Here is a 17,323-nt window from a genome sequence, read left to right as displayed (position 1 = left end):
CAATTTATTTTACTTTATTTCAACTTCGATGAAAAAAGGAGCAACAAGACTCCTTTTTGCTGTTTTAATCATCTATTCGACCCGTATCACTAGATAAAAGCATACGCATCAGCAAACATTCTTTCTTTCTGTGCTTGTTTGAAGTCAACAAAACGCGTCCTTGCAACACCTGCCATTTCAAAACGACCAGCTATATAGATATCAAAATCAATTAATGATGTGAAATCTTGTTCTATTATTTCCAAAACATTACCTTCTCTTCCATTCCAGCCATTTTCTTGCGCTTCAATCACAGGAATAAAATGTACATTCTCATTCTCTTCAGCAATTTGGTTAAGCTCTTTCATTGCATATAGCTGCTCACTATCTTTTCCACCCCAGTATAAATAGATAGGTTGAGAAAATTTCTGGCTGATACAGTGGTCTAGAATTGAACGGGTATAGCTAAAGCCTGTTCCACCAGCGATTAATAATATCGAGCGTGTAGTTTCTGTCTGTAAGCAAGCACTACCATGAGGTACATCAACCTCAATTACTTGGTCATTGGCATAAGCATGATTCATCGCTTCCACGACTTCTATCGCATATGCATTATGCTCAGCGGCGCCAATATGCAATTCTATCTCCCCATTATGCCGACATGGACTGCTTGCAATTGAAAATGGCCTCTTATCTTCCTCTCCCATCACTACCATCAAATATTGACCTGCCTTGTAATTCACAGGGGTTTCTGGGTGTAGAAGGATTCGATAAGTATTGCGGGCTAATGGCTCTATCGATTTTACTGTACATTTGATCGTCATAGTTTCCTCTAGATCACTCATCAAATAATAAAACTAAGTGACTTGTTGCATAAGCTAAACATGGAAATACCCAGCCTTGAGCATGCTCTTTTTGTGTAAGCATCGGCTCAAGAGAATAAAGTACATTTCCTTCGATTTTTTTACATAAGCACGTTGTGCACACACCAATTCGGCAGCGGCTAGGAATGTAGATCCCACATTGTTCAGCCGCCTCAAGAATAGTTTGATCGCTATAGACATCAAACTCTTGCTGGCTAGGGAGCAACGTAACCTTATAAGACATTTTATTTATTGTCTGGAAAAATATTTAACGTTTCCCAGATAGAATCAATTTTTTCAACTATAGTGGGATCCTTTTTAATCGGCGTTCCCCACTCTCTTAGTGCTTCACCAGGCAATTTATTAGTAGCATCTAAGCCCATCTTAGAACGAATAGAAGGATTTTCAGTCCTTTCTTTCAACATTAAAGTATCTCTTGTCGGATCCATTCTTGTCGTTACAGCCCAAATCACATCATTCCAATCTTGAATATTTACATCACCATCGCAAATAATAATGAAGCGAATGTCTATTAATGGTTCTAGATACTCCCAAAGCGCCATCATTAAACGCCGGCTATGCCCAGCACCTTCCTTCTCCATGCTTATAATCATCATTTGCGAATGTTCTGAACCACATGGAAAGTACAAATCCAATACTTCAGGAAATTGTCGATGTAACTCCGCGATTTGATCATCTTTTAATTCGGATCCACTTAACGGTGAATTCTCATTATTTGAAACAGCAAGTTCTGCCGCCCATTTCTGGGTTATATCTAAGCCCATCTTAGAGCCAAGACCAACAACAGGCGAAGCAAAATCCAGTGAATCTATTGGTGTATTGTCAATTAAAGTCGTATCCCTCACCGGATCCATATGTAGAATCATGGCATGGGTGATACTTGACCAATCGCGAATATCAACCTCACCATCACACACGATAACAAATTTGGTATACATAAATTGACGTAAAAAAGACCAAACCCCCATCATCACGCGCTTAGCGTGACCTGGATATTGCTTCTTCATTTTCACAACGGCCATTCGATATGAACAACCTTCAGGTGGAAGATAAAAATCTTCAATCTCTGGAAATTGTTTTTGTAGAATAGGAACAAATACTTCATTCAAAGCAACGCCTAATACCGCAGGTTCATCTGGCGGGCGGCCAGTATAAGTGCTGTGGTAAATAGCATTTTTACGCATCGTTAAGTGAGTGATAGTGAAAACATGATGCTTTTCTACTTCGTTAAAATACCCAGTATGGTCACCGTAAGGCCCTTCATCGGCAAATTCATTTGGATCGATATAGCCTTCTAGTACAATTTCCGCACTGGCTGGAACGTCAAGATCATTGCTAATAGATTTCACGACTTCCGTTTTACTACCCCGTAATAACCCAGCAAAGGCATATTCAGATAATGAATCCGGGACAGGGGTTACTGCGCCTAAGATAGTCGCGGGATCTGCCCCAAAGGCAACTGAAATAGGAAACGGTTTACCTGGATAGGTTTCCATCCAATCTTTCATATCCAACGCGCCACCACGGTGAGCCAGCCAACGCATAATGATTTTATTTTTGCTAATTTTTTGTTGGCGATAAATACCAAGATTCTGCCGATTCTTATTTGGCCCTTTGGTTATGGTTAATCCCCAAGTTAGTAACGGGGCGACATCACCAGGCCAACAGCTCATGACAGGAATTGTATCTAAATCGATTTCATCGCCCTTTAAAATAATATCTTGGCATGAGGCACGACGAAGGCGTTTCACTGGCATATTTAACACTTGTTTAAATACGGGCAGCTTATCGAGGGCATCTTTAAAACCTTTAGGTGGCTCTGGCTCTTTAAGATAAGCCAGCAACTTTCCCACTTCTCGCAGCTCTTTTACTTCATTTCGCCCCATCCCCATCGCCACACGTTCTGCCGTACCAAATAAATTAGTCAATACCGGCATGTCATACCCAATAGGATTTTCAAACAATAATGCAGGCCCACCTGCACGTAGCGTACGATCACTGATTTCCGTCATTTCATAATGGGGATCAATTGGGTGATCTATACGCTTGAGCTGTCCGATCTTTTCTAAATGGGCAAGAAAGTCGCGTAAATCCTTAAAACTCATAATGCTTCTATTCGTTATTGATAATAATTGTCATTATATACTGATTCAAACTTACTATCTCGCCGCAAGCTGTTTTTTGTTATTCTTGAATCTTGTATCTTATTTCACCAACGATGGTCCCCTAGGTATTAATCCACTTACGCCCAGCCGCTGCAACCAAGGACCATATCCATTTTCAATTAATAGAGATCTCAAACTTTCTCTATCTTTATCCTGATTTAATCGGGCAACAAAAAATTGCTCTAATCCAATCGGCATCGGTTTTATCTTAACTAATTCCATCACGGCCAGTGGTTTTAATGCTGGATTGTCCGCAGCATTAACCAATTGCTGTATTGAAAAAGCATCACCAATAGCTGCCAGTCTATTCACTTCACTTTCAAGTTCTACATCTCTTTTCATCCGCCACAGCAAATGATAAATACGAGGATCTTGTGAAATTTCTGCCAATTTAACCATCACAGCCGACGTTGGCAGCCATTGAATAACTTTATCTCCTGCAATTTGATTAACCAAATACGATATAGCCTGCGGGGATAAGCTATCCATGGAGGAAATTAATAGTGACTCTCGTTGCTTAATTTGGCTATCGAAACCTTGCAACCATTGATGCAGCTCAAGATTACGCTCTTCAACAGATAAAATAAAATCCAAATTAGATTGTGTTTTGCTTCGCACTCGCATTAAACGAGTCGCTACAACTGAAGAATTAAAAGCGGGGATCGTTGTTTGATAGCCATTCCCCGACTCTTCAATCGTATAGGCGGGTGAATGTTTAGTTTGAGAGAGAACAAATGCTGCCATATCTGGACTTAAAACAAATTGTGAGGCTTCTAATTTTTTTAATAAGAGATAACGAGCGATCTCTTGGTTTGGCATAGATAAGGATTCGAGTCGCAATACTAACTTCTCTGTATCGTTTTTGGCTGCATTATCATATAACTGATCGACCACAACACTAACTTGAGAGTCTTTCAACCATTGTTGTGCATCTTCTCTTGATATTGATGTCGCGGAGGCAAGTTCACTTGTCAGTAAAGCAACACACAAAAGAATAAATGCAAACCGTCCTTGGTGCATAAATAATTCGTCCTTTAAAATCGAGCCATACTGCTACGAATGTTTTACCCATACAATAAAAATCACCGCTCAATGTGAGCGGTGATAGAAAGTTAAATCAGTGATCTTATTCTACAGGGCCGTTATTGACGACGCATAGCATCAAAGAACTCATTATTAGTTTTGGTCATGGCCAATTTATCAATGAGGAATTCCATTGCATCCGTTTCACTCATAGGATGAACAATTTTACGTAAAATCCACATTTTTTGTAACTCATCGCCTTTCGTCAGTAACTCTTCACGACGCGTACCAGAACGATTGAAATCAATGGCAGGGAAAACACGCTTTTCCGCAATCTTACGGTTTAGGTGTAATTCCATATTACCGGTACCTTTAAACTCTTCGTAGATAACCTCATCCATTTTAGAGCCAGTATCGACAAGTGCAGTTGCAATGATAGTTAAACTGCCACCTTCTTCAACATTACGTGCCGCACCAAAGAAACGTTTCGGACGATGCAATGCGTTAGCATCAACACCACCAGTCAGTATTTTACCTGATGATGGAATAACGGTGTTGTAAGCACGTGCTAAACGAGTAATCGAATCAAGTAAGATAACAACATCTTTCTTATGCTCAACAAGACGTTTCGCTTTTTCAATCACCATTTCAGCCACTTGAACGTGGCGAGATGCTGGTTCATCAAAAGTAGAAGCAATAACTTCACCTTTCACTAAACGTTGCATTTCTGTTACTTCTTCCGGGCGCTCATCAATCAGTAAAACCATTAATTCACATTCAGGATGATTATGTGCAATGCTTAGTGCGATATTTTGCAATAACATTGTTTTACCCGCTTTTGGCGGAGCAACAATCAAACCACGTTGACCTTTACCAATTGGCGAGGCTAAATCTAAAACTCGAGCAGTAATATCTTCTGTTGAACCATTACCACGCTCCATCACCATACGTTCGTTAGCATGCAGAGGCGTTAAGTTTTCGAAAAGGATTTTGTTGCGGGCGTTGTCTGGGCGGTCAAAGTTAACAGTGTTGACTTTAAGGAGGGCAAAATAACGTTCCCCATCCTTTGGTGGTCGGATTTTTCCGGCTACCGAGTCACCTGTCCGTAAATTAAAACGACGAATTTGACTTGGTGATACATAAATATCATCAGGGCCAGCAAGGTAAGAACAATCTGCCGAGCGTAAAAAGCCAAAGCCATCTTGTAGAATTTCAAGAACCCCATCGCCAAAAATATCTTCACCACCTTTAGCATGAGCTTTTAGGATAGAAAAAATGATGTCTTGCTTTCTCAAACGGGCTAAGTTTTCTAAACCTAGACTCTCTCCAAGCGCAACAAGTTCAGAGACTGGGCGGTTTTTTAATTCAGTTAGATTCATAGTGGTGGATGCTTGTTTTGTCAAAATAGGATTCTGTTTTTGGTGGTTTATAAGATAGGTATATGACCTTAAGGATCGGCCATGAAATGGAAATTTGTATATTTAACGTGCGATAAATTATCACTAAAATTAACGCTCGTCTAGCTTTTAAAAACACAAACCGCATATAAATGAATATAGGCGGTTTGATATGATATTAATTAGGCAATACCCAATTATAGGTTGGCATCTAAAAATTCTTTTAATTGAGTTTTAGAGAGTGCGCCAACTTTCGTTGCAGCAACACTGCCATCTTTAAATAGTAATAATGTTGGTATGCCACGGATGCCAAATTTTGGCGGTGTTCCAGCATTCTGATCGATATTTAGTTTACCGATAGTGAGCTTACCTTGGTATTCGTCAGCGATCTCATCAAGAATTGGAGCAATCATTTTACAAGGACCACACCACTCCGCCCAAAAATCAACTAGCACTGGACCCGCAGCTTTGATTACATCGTTTTCGAAACCTTCATCAGAAAGCTGCATAATCTTGTCACTCATCTTCCACTCCAATGTCTACTTTTATGCGCTGGTTGGATGATAACCAGCAATTAGATTGCCTATTGGAATGGATTTACTTTCGTATTGCAAGCTTAAGCTGATATTCTATGCGAATGAAAAAGACACATATCACAGAGCAAAAATTCGCCGACTTGGATTTATTACCCCAAGTCATTGAAGGATTGGAGAAAAAAGGGTTTGAGTTTTGCACCCCTATCCAAGCCTTGGCGTTGCCGGTACTGCTCACCGGCCAAGACATTGCAGGCCAAGCCCAAACGGGTACAGGTAAAACGCTCGCGTTTCTTACTGCTACTTTTAATCACTTACTAAAAAATGATGCTCCTGAAGGCCGTTCAAAAACGAGCCCGCGCGCAATCATTATGGCTCCGACTCGTGAACTTGCGATTCAGATTTATAACGATGCAGAAGGTCTCATTGAAACCACAGGTTTGAAAGCAGGTTTAGCTTATGGTGGCGAAAGCTATGATAAACAGCTCACCAAGCTTCAAGATGGTGTGGATATTTTAATTGGTACTTGTGGTCGTATCATCGACTTCTATAAACAAAAAGTATTCGATTTAAATAGCATTCAAGCTGTCGTTTTAGATGAAGCGGATCGCATGTTCGATCTTGGGTTCATTAAAGACATTCGTTTCTTGTTCCGCCGTATGCCTGAGCCAAAAGATCGTCTTAACATGCTATTTTCAGCCACGCTGTCTTATCGTGTACAAGAACTGGCCTTTGAACATATGCACAATCCTGAGCATGTGGTGGTTGAGTCTGAGAAGAAAACAGGCTCGAACATCAAAGAAGAATTGTTCTATCCATCCAATGAACACAAAATGGCATTACTTCAAACATTAATTGAAGAAGAATGGCCAGAACGTGCCATTATTTTTGCCAATACCAAATACAAATGTGAATCGGTATGGGGCCATTTAGCCGCAGATGGACACCGTGTTGGGTTACTAACAGGTGATGTTCCACAGAAAAAACGTGAGCGTATTTTAGAAGAATTTACTCGCGGCGATGTTGATTTCTTGGTCGCGACTGATGTTGCGGCACGTGGATTACACATTCCAGCGGTCACACACGTGTTTAACTTTGATCTGCCAGATGACGCGGAAGATTATGTACACCGTATTGGCCGTACAGGCCGCGCTGGTGCTAGTGGTTCGTCGATTAGTTTTGCTTGTGAAGACTATGCCATTAATCTTCCTGCGATTGAAGAATATATTGAGCACTCTATTCCGATGTCAGAATATGATGCATCAGCATTATTAAGCGAATTACCACCAGCGATACGTTTGCAACGTCGTCCACAAACCAACCGCCGTACTAACACTGGCGGCGCTCGTGGATCTAATCGTAGCAATGGTGCACGTAACAACAGTAACCGTCGTCCACGCCAACCGCGTAGCAATTAATCAAGGATATTATTGATTTATGAGTACAGCAGTTTCATCGCCACTTTACGCTGCTATAGACCTTGGTTCGAATAGTTTTCACATGCTGATTGTCCGTCATATTGATGGTAGCGTGCAGACCATGGCAAAAATAAAACGTAAAGTTCGTCTTGCAAATGGTTTAGATATAAAGAATCAATTAAGCCAAGATGCAATGCAACGTGGATGGGACTGTTTACACTTATTTGCTGAACGACTGCAAGATATACCCGCCGAAAACATTCGTATTGTTGGCACGGCAGCCCTACGCTCCGCCCTCAATGTGGATGTATTTCTGCAAAAAGCGAATCAAATTCTCGGCCATTCAATCGAGATCATTTCCGGTGAAGAAGAAGCGGCAACAATTTATAAAGGGGTTGCTCATACTTCTGGCGGTTTAGGTCGACGATTAGTGGTCGATATTGGTGGTGCTAGTACCGAACTTATTATTGGCCAAGAATTTGAAACTCAAGCACTTATTAGCTTATCAATGGGATGTGTCACTTGGTTAGATAATTACTTCCATGACCGCCAGCTTACACAATACAATTTTGATAATGCTATTAATGCTGCAAAAATAACGCTCGCGCCTATATTGGAAAAATACACACAGCTAGGCTGGGATGTATGTGTTGGGGCAAGTGGTACCGTACAAGCATTGCAAGAAATCATGCTGGCACAAGGCATGGACGAAGTGATAACTCTCGCTAAACTCAAACGTTTACAAAAGCAAGCCATGCTCGCTTCACATTTGGAAGAGCTAGAGATCGATGGGTTAACTTTGGAGCGGGCTTTAGTCTTCCCTAGTGGACTCTCTATTTTGATCGCTATTTTTGAAAGCTTAAACATTGAATCAATGACATTAGCAGGTGGCGCCTTGCGTGAAGGCCTTGCTTATGAAATGATCACTGAAATGAGACAATCTGATATCCGCCAACGTACTATCAACAGTGTACAAAAACGCTATCAGGTTGATGTGATTTATGCCAATCAAGTTGCTAAAACAGCCTTACAATTATTTAAACAATGCAATCAAGAATCATGGGTCAATGAGCTTCAAGCTTCTTATCTACTGCAGTCGGCTGCTGAATTACATGAAATTGGATTAAGCATCGATTTTAAAAAAGGTGGCGATCACGGCGCTTATCTCATTCAACATTTAGATTTACCAGGCTTCACTCGATCACAAAAATATTTGTTAGCAGAATGGATCCGTCGTTATCGCGAACAATTAAGTTCACTACCAGAGCAGCATGCATTATCGAGTCAAAGTAGTAAACGCTTACTAAGAATACTTCGCCTTGCCGTTTTATTGACCCATCGCCGCCATGTTGATCTACAACCATTAGCGAAACTCCACGCCGATGAAGATGTACTCACTTTATCAATTAATCAAAAATGGCTTAAATCTAACCCACTCACTCAAGCTGAACTAGAATTGGAAGCGAACCGACAAACAGATATAGGTTGGCCATTAATCATTAATTTAATTTAACCAAAAAAATGGAGCCCAATAGGCTCCATTTTTATAACCAATACTATTTAGATCTAGTTATTCATGATCCGCTGTATCAACCGTGATGTTATCTTGTGCTAACCACTCAGCAACATCTTTTGCAAAATAAGTTAAAATACCATCCGCGCCAGCACGTTTAAAACAAAGTAACGATTCTAATACCGTTTCTTTTTCCTTCAACCAGCCATTTAAAATTGCCGCTTTATGCATGGCATATTCACCCGAGACTTGGTAAGCAAAAGTTGGCACTTGTAATTCAGTTTTAACACGACGAACAATATCAAGATATGGCATACCAGGTTTTACCATCACCATATCCGCGCCTTCATTAATATCCATCGCAGCTTCATGGATAGCTTCATCACTATTCGCTGGATCCATTTGGTAATTTCTTTTATTACCACCTTTTAGATTACTACTTGAACCAAGCGCATCACGAAAAGGTCCATAATAGTTAGACGCATATTTAGCTGAATACGCCATGATTTGAGTGTGTATGAGCCCAGCTTTTTCTAATGCTTCACGAATTTTACCAATACGACCATCCATCATATCGGAAGGCGCAACAACATCAGCACCCGCTGCCGCGTGTGATAACGCCTGCTTAACTAAGACTTCAGTTGTCTCTTCATTTTGCACATAACCATCAGCATCAATAATGCCATCTTGACCATGAGTTGTATAAGGATCTAACGCAACATCCGTAATAACGCCTAATCCAGGCACATGTTCTTTCAATGCTTTTACCGCACGTTGAACCAATCCTTCAGGATTATAGGCTTCTGTAGCGCATAACGATTTTACATCTTGATTAACGACAGGAAATAGTGCAATTGCTGGCACACCAAGCTTTGATAGATAGTCAGCTTCTTCTAATAACAGGTCAATCGAAAGACGGTCAACACCTGGCATCGACTCAACCGCTTCACGACGGTTTTTGCCCATTAAAACAAACATTGGATAAATTAAATCATCAACACTGACTTTACTTTCAGCGGCTAAGCGACGACTAAAATCGTGCTTGCGAATACGGCGTAGACGACGACCCGGAAATTGACCTTGAATAGATACAGACACTCTAACTCTCCTTAATGATCTTGAGCTACTATTTACCTCTTAGCTCTCATGTATCTTATTATCATATCACTCTCAGCTATTCTTGAAAGCTCCTATTACCGTCAATCTATGTGACGATTGGTTTACAGTCCTTTATACTAGCTACACCACTTATCAACAGAGTTCATTATGATTGATAGTCACGCCCATATTTACACAACTGAATTTGATGATGACCGTGATCAAGTCGTTGAACGCGCTCTATCGGTCGGTATTGAAAAAATTTTACTGCCTAATATTGACCTAGAATCAATCGCACCAATGCTTGCCACTGAAGCTCGATATCCCGACGTTTGTCATTCCATGATGGGCTTACATCCATGTTATGTGAATGACAATATTGAACACGACTTGGCGATCATTCGTCAGTGGTTTAACCAACACACATTTATTGCCGTTGGTGAAATTGGCATTGATCTTTATTGGGATAAAACCTATCAACAACAGCAAGAATTTGCTTTTCGCACTCAGCTACAATGGGCAAAAGAGCTTAACTTACCTGTTGTGATCCATACTCGAGATTCGATAGATCAAACTCTAGAGATATTGAAACAAGAACAAGATGGTACTCTGCGAGGCGTATTTCATTGTTTTGGCGGCAGCCTTGCACAAGCCGAAGCCATTAACCAACTTGGTTTTCATCTAGGATTAGGCGGCGTTTCAACCTTTAAAAATGGCGGAATGGATAAAGTTATCCCACACCTTGATTTGGGTTTTGTAATTTTAGAGACCGATAGCCCTTACCTTGCCCCCACGCCGCATCGAGGAAAACGTAACGAACCTTTATTTATGGAACTGGTCGCTCAAAGAGTCGCGGATTTACGCGAGATGTCTCTCAGTGAGATCGGCCAGATTACAAGCAAGAATACCAAATTGTTATTTAATCTCTGACCATCACTTCTTTATATTTTACCCATAAAAAACGCGATGAATAAAACTTCATCGCGTTTTTTATGACAATATATTCGATGTTTAAAGATTACTACGCTTAGCTTTTATGCCTATGCATCCTCTTCACTCTCATCATCTGCATCATCATTTTTCGGTCGAGTATAGAAGCGAGAGAAAAACAAACCGATTTCAAACAAAATACACATAGGAACGGCTAATAAGGTTTGAGACACCATATCGGGTGGGGTTAATAGCATGCCGGCAATGAAAGCAATAACGACAATATAAGGGCGTTTTTCCGATAAGGTTTTCGTATCGGTCGCACCAGTCCAGCATAGTAAAATAATCGCAACAGGCACTTCAAATGCAATTCCAAATGCCATAAACAGCGATAGTACAAAGTCCAAATAGCTGGATATATCCGTAGCAAATTGCACTCCTCCTAACGAAATAGCGGTAAAGAAAGAGAAAATCAGTGGAAAAACCACATAGTAAGCAAATGCCACACCACAGTAGAACAACAAAGAGCTTGAAAAGAGTAATGGCGCAATTAAACGGCGTTCATGCTTGTATAAGCCCGGTGCGACAAATGCCCATACTTGATAAAGCACAAGTGGAACAGCAAGAAAAACTGCAACAACTAAAGTCAATTTTAATGGTGTAAAAAAAGGCGATGCCACATCCGTTGCGATCATGCTGCCACCTTGAGGTAACCGGCTGATCAAAGGCGCTGAAACAAATTCATATATTTGGCTAGAGAACCAAACAATCGAAATAAAGATAACCATAATAGAAGCTATTGCTTTTAAGATTCGATTTCTAAGCTCAATCAGATGCGTGATTAACGGTTGAGTTTGTTCCTGAGTGGACATATAAAGCCTCAATAATAAAACGCCTAGCTCATTGGAATAATCTAGGCGGTACTTCTCTAGTGCGCTTTATTGGCGTCAGTAGATTTGCTTTCCGTTGAAGTCTCATCGGTGACTTTATTGGCATCGGGTAATGCTTTGTCATCCGCTTGGGCTACGGTTTGAGTATCTTCAACCTCATCTTTTGCATACGGCCGCTGCACATCTTGTGCTGCCTTTTTTAATGCTTCAATAGAGGATTGCAGTTCTGGTGATAAATCTTTCATCCCCATATTTTCTGCTTTACGAAGGTTATCTTGTAGTTCTTGAATTTTAAGCTCTTGGGACAGCTCATCTTTCACGTTATTGGCCATTGTTTTAGCAGTACGAATAAATTTACTCACACTGCGAATGGCCGTTGGCAGACGCTCTGGTCCGAGTACAACCAAGGCGATAACCGATATTAATATCAGCTCTCCAAAACCGATATCAAACACCAGTTAGCCCTGCTCTTTTTCTTTTTTAGCATCTGTTGAGTGCGCAGATGCATCCGTTTTCGCTTGATCAATCGATTTTGGATCAAAATCCGCATCATCAGCTGTTGATTTATCAGCCGATTTATCTTCTTCACCCATGGCTTTTTTGAAGCCTTTTACCGCTGATCCTAAATCACCACCAATACTACGTAATTTTTTCGTACCAAATAAAAGCACAACGATAACTGCAATGATTAAAAGTTGCCAAATACTAATTCCGCCCATTATTTTCTACCTCAGATTTACTGTTTAAAATATAAAGAAAGAGCACATTGTAATGTACTTAATTTACGAATTAATGACGGTACGCTTTCCAGCTCGCAAGCCAAAAAATGAGACCAACAGCACCACTCACTATAGAAGCATCTGAATGCCATTGAGTACTACTTAACTGTAATATTGCAGAGCATACGACTAATGTCCCTCCAATACCAAATAAAAACTTACCCGTTGCTTGTTTACGTTTATTTAATGTATAGCCTTCATAAATACGTGCAATTTTTTGATCCATATCACGACTACGCTTCAGTGTTTCGTATAGGAGTTCCGGTAGCTCTGGCAGTTTTTCCGCCCATAATGGCGCTTTCTCTTTTACTGCTTTAAACAACGCTTTAGGGCCCACTTGTTCTAACATCCACTTTTCAAGGAATGGTTTTGCCGTTTCCCATAAATCTAATTGTGGATAAAGCTGGCGACCTAAACCTTCAACGTATAACAGCGTTTTTTGTAAAAGTACCAACTGAGGTTGGACTTCCATATTAAAACGACGCGCCGTATTAAATAAATTCAATAACACATGACCGAATGAAATCTCACACAGGGGCTTGGCAAAAATCGGCTCGCACACGGTACGAATCGCGGATTCAAAATCAATCACATTGGTATCGGCAGGTACCCAACCAGAGTCAATGTGTAGCTCGGCCACTCGGCGATAATCACGATTAAAAAAGGCTAAAAAGTTTTCTGCTAAATAGCGTTTGTCTTCGTTATTTAAGGTTCCAACAATGCCGCAATCTAGCCCTATCCATAATGGATTTTCTGGTGTTTTATGGGAAACAAATACATTACCAGGATGCATATCCGCATGAAAAAAACTATCTCGAAAGACTTGGGTAAAAAAGACGGTCACCCCTTTTTCAGCCAAGAGTTTCATATTGGTGCCATTACTTGCTAGAGTTTCAAGATCCGAAACTTGTACCCCATATATACGCTCTGACACCATTAAGTGCTCACTGCTAAAATCCATCAGGACGTCAGGGACGTATAAATCATCGCTATTAATAAAGTTACGTCTTAATTGTAGTGCATTTGCTGCTTCACAACGTAAATCCAATTCATGAACTAAGGTAGTTTCGTATTCCTTAACCACTTCAACCGGCTTTAAACGACGAGCATCTGGCATGAATTTAGCGACAATTCTGGCCATTCGATACATCAACTTCAAATCCGCTTCGATAACCGGGCGAATATCAGGGCGTATAACTTTCAAGACGACTTCTTGCCCTGTACTTTTTAGCTTTGCGGTATGGACTTGAGCGATAGACGCTGATGCTAACGGCTCAATATCGAATTCATCAAACCACTGCTCAATTGGTCCCCCTAATGACTTTTCAATGCACTTCTTAGCAAGTTGGCCATCAAATGGACCGACTTGATCCTGCAATAAAGCGAGAGGATCCGCAATATGAGCGGGAAATAAGTCACGCCGAGTAGACATCATTTGACCAAACTTGATCCAAACTGGTCCAAGATCTTGCAGAGCCAGTCGTAAGCGCTCTCCAAGCAATTTATCTTTATGCTTCGGTGTTATCCAAAATAATAATTTTTTAAGCAGCAACGGCCATTTGGTTAACTTATGCGTTGGCAGCAGCTCATCTAGCCCATACTCAAGCTGTATTTTGGCTATTCGGTATAAACGGCGAACCTCAGTCAATGTCATGATTTTTCCATCCATCGATTGATTCGTTGTTCAAATTGAGCCACTCGACTAGTAACATCATCAACTTGATCACAAAAATAAGCGACTTCTAAATGACTCGGAGCCACTCTCCACTCCTCAGTCAACACAATACCTAAGCGTTGTTGCTGCAGTTCCACTTCTGATTTTAACCATTGCGTGGGCGCTTTTAATCCTTGAACTAAGGTATGCGCGACCACATCGCCTGTCACTCTAGAGACCCACTCTTCAATATCAGGCTTAATGTCTGTCATGAGTTGAGAAAACTTTTGTGCCAGTTGGATATCACCTTCAAGCACTAACTGATCTTGTTTAATCAATTGAGTGATTTTAGATTGGTCTTTTAGCTTAGGTAATGTCGTCAGTTTTAGACTTAAATAACAATCTGGATGACCTTCGTATTGGCTTAAAACATCAACACGATAGCTAAAAACAAAAATCAAATTACGGTTTAATTCTTGTAAATGGATATGAATGACTTTGCCTTTTAGCCTAGCCACTTGCTGAATATATTCTGCATCATCTTGAATCAAACGATTGAGTGCAGTTTCAATCACGCCGGTTACGAGAGGTTCAAATGGCATGATTATTCCTTAAAATTTATAACCGCGATGCAATGCGACAATACCGCCAGTCAAATTGTAATAGTTAGTTTGTTCAAAACCAGCCTCATCCATCATACCTTTTAACGTATCTTGATCGGGATGCATACGAATAGATTCCGCTAAATAACGGTAACTATCTGCATCGTTGGCAACCAATTGGCCAATCTTAGGTAATAAATGGAACGAATAAGCATCGTAGACTTTTGACAGAGCTTCCATTTGTGGCTTTGAAAATTCCAATACTAACAAACGACCACCGGGCTTTAAAACACGGAACATTGACCGCAATGCTTTATCTTTATCTGTCACATTACGTAAACCAAATGCAATCGTAATACAATCAAAGTGATCATCAGGAAATGGTAATTCTTCGGCATTAGCTTGCACATAATGAACATTACCTACCACGCCATGATCGCGTAATTTATCTCGTCCGACATTCAGCATTGAATTATTAATATCAGCTAAAACCACATGGCCGTTATCACCGACAATACGAGAGAACTTAGCGGTTAAATCCCCTGTACCACCGGCAAGATCTAATACTTTATGACCAGGGCGAACACCACTGCAATCAATGGTAAATCGTTTCCACAGACGATGTATGCCAGCCGACATCAAATCGTTCATAATGTCGTATTTTGCTGCCACAGAGTGAAAAACTTCCGCTACTTTCTCCACTTTTTTATCTTTTGCGACAGTGGTAAAGCCAAAGTGAGTCGTATCGTCTTGAGTGATTACATTATCTGATTGCACTTGTTTATCCGTCATGGTTATTCCGATTATTCAATCTCAGTGAGGATCTGGGCCAATAAAAGAACGCTTAGTTTACTTTATCCTCAAGCGATTGTCTGTCATTGTGAAAATCATTTTGTGCAATTTCTGCCAAATGAGGTGCTATCTCTTTTTTAACTTCAACCCCTAAATTTTTAAACCCTTCGGCTTGGCGAATCAGGTTACCTTTGCCTTGTGATAATTTATTCATCGCGCCTTGATAGCTCGATTGCGCTCGATTTAATGCGGTTCCCATAGCATCCATATCATCAATGAACAAACGCATTTTGTCATATAGCTTACTGGCTTTATCGGCGATAAGTTTAGCATTCTGATTCTGCCTTTCATTACGCCATAAATGATTAATCGTGCGCAACGCAACCAATAAAGTAGTTGGGCTGACCAAGATGATATTTTGTTCCATCGCATCTTTCACCAAGCGAGGATCCGCTTCCATCGCCAATTGAAAGGCAGGCTCAATTGGGATAAACATCAAGACATAATCAAGTGAGGTGATCCCCTGCAATTGGTGATAATCCTTTTGGCTAAGTAACTTGATATGACTCCTCATCGCGATCAAATGCTCATTAATAGCTTTAGATTTGTCTGCATCAGTCGCCCCATTAAAATAACGTTCAAACGCCACTAACGTCATTTTGGAATCAATAACGACTTGTTTATTCTCAGGTAAATTAACAATCACATCCGGTTGATAACGTTTACCATTCTCATGATTCAAACTGACCTGGGTTTGATACTCATGGCCTTCACGCAGCCCCGAATCTTTTAATACATTGGCGAGAACGACCTCCCCCCAATTACCCTGCTGTTTGTTGTCACCTTTCAGCGCTTGAGTCAGGTTAACGGCATCTTGCGCCATTTGTTGATTCAATTTTTGCAAATGACGAATTTCATGCACCAAAGTATGACGTTCTTTTGCTTCATAATTAAAACTAGTATCAACTTGTTGTTTAAATCCATGCAGCTGCTCTTTTAGTGGCGATAATAACCCGTCTAAACTAAGTTTATTCTGCTCATCGACACTTTTTACTTTTGCTTCAAAGACTTGGTTGGCTAAACTTTCAAATTCAACTTTTAATCTTTGCTCTGCTTGCTCTAATATCTGCAATTTTTCTTGCGCGGCTTTTTGTGATTCAGTATGCCGAACTTCTAATTCTCGGTTCGAGGTTTTATAGTCACTCAATTGTTGCTGTATCTGTTGATTCGTTTGCTTTAATTGCTGCATTTCAGCTTGTTGAAGCTCTAAATAATTTAGCTTCTCCTTACTTGCCATCAATTCCCCATAAGCTTGACGAGCATCAAATTCTGATTTATCACGAGCCATATCAAGCTGCTCTAATTCTTTTTGATGTTCGAAATTAGATTGCTGCAAGTGCTGAATAGTTTGTTGCAGTAAATTCACTTCACCAATGTGCTTCTCTTCTATTGCCAATTGCTTGGATTGATATCGGTAACGAAGCCAAACTGCAAGCATCATCAAGCTAATCGTCATCCCTATTAGGCAAAGTGTTATCAAATCGTTATCATAAGTGAACCCGTGCATATAAACCCTTATGGCTTGTTTTACTTACATAAATAATATTAGATACTGTATAAATGTCCAGCATCTTATCGAATCTTCCTTACCAACATTGAAATGGAT

The 17,323-nt window shown here is 40.4% G+C and carries 17 protein-coding genes and 1 pseudogene; 3 read left to right on the top strand and 15 right to left on the bottom strand.

The features are described from left to right. Positions 1-89: 89 nt before the first annotated feature. The 7 genes and pseudogenes from fre to trxA all read right to left on the bottom strand — a co-directional run bounded on the left by fre (position 90) and on the right by trxA (position 5,972). A complete protein-coding gene (gene fre, locus FH976_RS08940; RefSeq protein WP_194090520.1) occupies positions 90-803 on the bottom strand; it encodes an NAD(P)H-flavin reductase in 714 nt (237 codons plus the stop codon). Between the two features lie 13 nt (positions 804-816). After that, positions 817-1,086 carry a 2Fe-2S iron-sulfur cluster-binding protein gene (locus FH976_RS08935; protein ID WP_194090519.1) on the bottom strand — a complete coding sequence of 90 codons (270 nt, stop codon included), beginning with the start codon at positions 1,084-1,086 and terminating at the stop codon, positions 817-819. 1 nt (position 1,087) lies between these two features. Beyond that, positions 1,088-1,492 carry a UbiD family decarboxylase gene (locus tag FH976_RS16150; RefSeq protein WP_407701639.1) on the bottom strand — a complete coding sequence of 135 codons (405 nt, stop codon included), beginning with the start codon at positions 1,490-1,492 and terminating at the stop codon, positions 1,088-1,090. A 17-nt stretch (positions 1,493-1,509) separates the two neighbouring features. Continuing rightward, a pseudogene (gene ubiD, locus FH976_RS08930) lies at positions 1,510-2,968 on the bottom strand (4-hydroxy-3-polyprenylbenzoate decarboxylase); the annotation flags it as partial. Between the two features lie 99 nt (positions 2,969-3,067). Then, positions 3,068-4,048, bottom strand: a complete 981-nt coding sequence (locus FH976_RS08925; protein WP_194090517.1) for a hypothetical protein — start codon at positions 4,046-4,048, stop codon at positions 3,068-3,070. 122 nt (positions 4,049-4,170) lie between these two features. Further along, positions 4,171-5,430 (bottom strand): transcription termination factor Rho, encoded by a 1,260-nt coding sequence (gene rho / locus FH976_RS08920; protein ID WP_194090523.1) that lies wholly within the window; start codon positions 5,428-5,430, stop codon positions 4,171-4,173. Positions 5,431-5,645: 215 nt separating this feature from the next. Further along, the gene (trxA, locus tag FH976_RS08915; protein WP_190332637.1) at positions 5,646-5,972 is read right to left on the bottom strand and encodes a thioredoxin TrxA; all 327 of its coding nucleotides are present in this window, start codon (positions 5,970-5,972) and stop codon (positions 5,646-5,648) included. A gap of 113 nt (positions 5,973-6,085) precedes the next feature. Between trxA and rhlB the strand changes: the two genes are divergently transcribed. Both rhlB and gppA read left to right on the top strand, forming a co-directional pair. Next, complete coding sequence (gene rhlB / locus FH976_RS08910) at positions 6,086-7,399, top strand: ATP-dependent RNA helicase RhlB (protein ID WP_194090516.1); 1,314 nt, start codon at positions 6,086-6,088, stop codon at positions 7,397-7,399. A gap of 19 nt (positions 7,400-7,418) precedes the next feature. Beyond that, positions 7,419-8,912: a guanosine-5'-triphosphate,3'-diphosphate diphosphatase gene (gene gppA / locus FH976_RS08905; RefSeq protein ID WP_194090515.1), complete on the top strand. Its 1,494-nt coding sequence runs from the start codon at positions 7,419-7,421 to the stop codon at positions 8,910-8,912. A 57-nt stretch (positions 8,913-8,969) separates the two neighbouring features. Here gppA and hemB read toward each other — a convergent pair whose 3' ends face one another. Next, positions 8,970-10,010 carry a porphobilinogen synthase gene (hemB, locus tag FH976_RS08900; protein ID WP_194090514.1) on the bottom strand — a complete coding sequence of 347 codons (1,041 nt, stop codon included), beginning with the start codon at positions 10,008-10,010 and terminating at the stop codon, positions 8,970-8,972. 168 nt (positions 10,011-10,178) lie between these two features. Between hemB and FH976_RS08895 the strand changes: the two genes are divergently transcribed. Then, on the top strand, positions 10,179-10,940 hold the full coding sequence (locus FH976_RS08895) for a TatD family hydrolase (protein WP_194090513.1): 762 nt from the start codon (positions 10,179-10,181) through the stop codon (positions 10,938-10,940). 110 nt (positions 10,941-11,050) lie between these two features. Here the strand turns inward: FH976_RS08895 and tatC are convergent, their stop codons facing one another. The 7 genes from tatC to rmuC form a co-directional block, all read right to left on the bottom strand. Further along, entirely contained in the window at positions 11,051-11,812 is a 762-nt protein-coding gene (gene tatC, locus FH976_RS08890) for a twin-arginine translocase subunit TatC (RefSeq protein WP_194090512.1), read from the bottom strand. A 56-nt stretch (positions 11,813-11,868) separates the two neighbouring features. Then, entirely contained in the window at positions 11,869-12,285 is a 417-nt protein-coding gene (gene tatB, locus FH976_RS08885) for a Sec-independent protein translocase protein TatB (protein ID WP_194090511.1), read from the bottom strand. 3 nt (positions 12,286-12,288) lie between these two features. Beyond that, the gene (gene tatA / locus FH976_RS08880; RefSeq protein WP_194090510.1) at positions 12,289-12,549 is read right to left on the bottom strand and encodes a Sec-independent protein translocase subunit TatA; all 261 of its coding nucleotides are present in this window, start codon (positions 12,547-12,549) and stop codon (positions 12,289-12,291) included. A gap of 70 nt (positions 12,550-12,619) precedes the next feature. Next, positions 12,620-14,263: a ubiquinone biosynthesis regulatory protein kinase UbiB gene (gene ubiB / locus FH976_RS08875; protein WP_194090509.1), complete on the bottom strand. Its 1,644-nt coding sequence runs from the start codon at positions 14,261-14,263 to the stop codon at positions 12,620-12,622. Further along, positions 14,260-14,865 (bottom strand): ubiquinone biosynthesis accessory factor UbiJ, encoded by a 606-nt coding sequence (locus FH976_RS08870; RefSeq protein WP_194090508.1) that lies wholly within the window; start codon positions 14,863-14,865, stop codon positions 14,260-14,262. The genes ubiB and FH976_RS08870 overlap by 4 nt, the downstream gene beginning before the upstream one ends. A gap of 9 nt (positions 14,866-14,874) precedes the next feature. Beyond that, positions 14,875-15,657 carry a bifunctional demethylmenaquinone methyltransferase/2-methoxy-6-polyprenyl-1,4-benzoquinol methylase UbiE gene (gene ubiE, locus FH976_RS08865; RefSeq protein ID WP_194090507.1) on the bottom strand — a complete coding sequence of 261 codons (783 nt, stop codon included), beginning with the start codon at positions 15,655-15,657 and terminating at the stop codon, positions 14,875-14,877. Between the two features lie 52 nt (positions 15,658-15,709). Beyond that, positions 15,710-17,224 (bottom strand): DNA recombination protein RmuC, encoded by a 1,515-nt coding sequence (rmuC, locus tag FH976_RS08860; protein ID WP_194090506.1) that lies wholly within the window; start codon positions 17,222-17,224, stop codon positions 15,710-15,712. Between the last annotated feature and the right edge of the window lie 99 nt (positions 17,225-17,323).

Origin of the sequence: Vibrio hibernica (assembly GCF_015223435.1) — a bacterium.
In the GTDB taxonomy this organism is placed as follows: Bacteria; Pseudomonadota; Gammaproteobacteria; order Enterobacterales; family Vibrionaceae; genus Vibrio; species Vibrio hibernica.
Note: the sequence above shows the minus strand (reverse complement) of the source record. Positions and strands in the feature narration are given on the sequence as shown.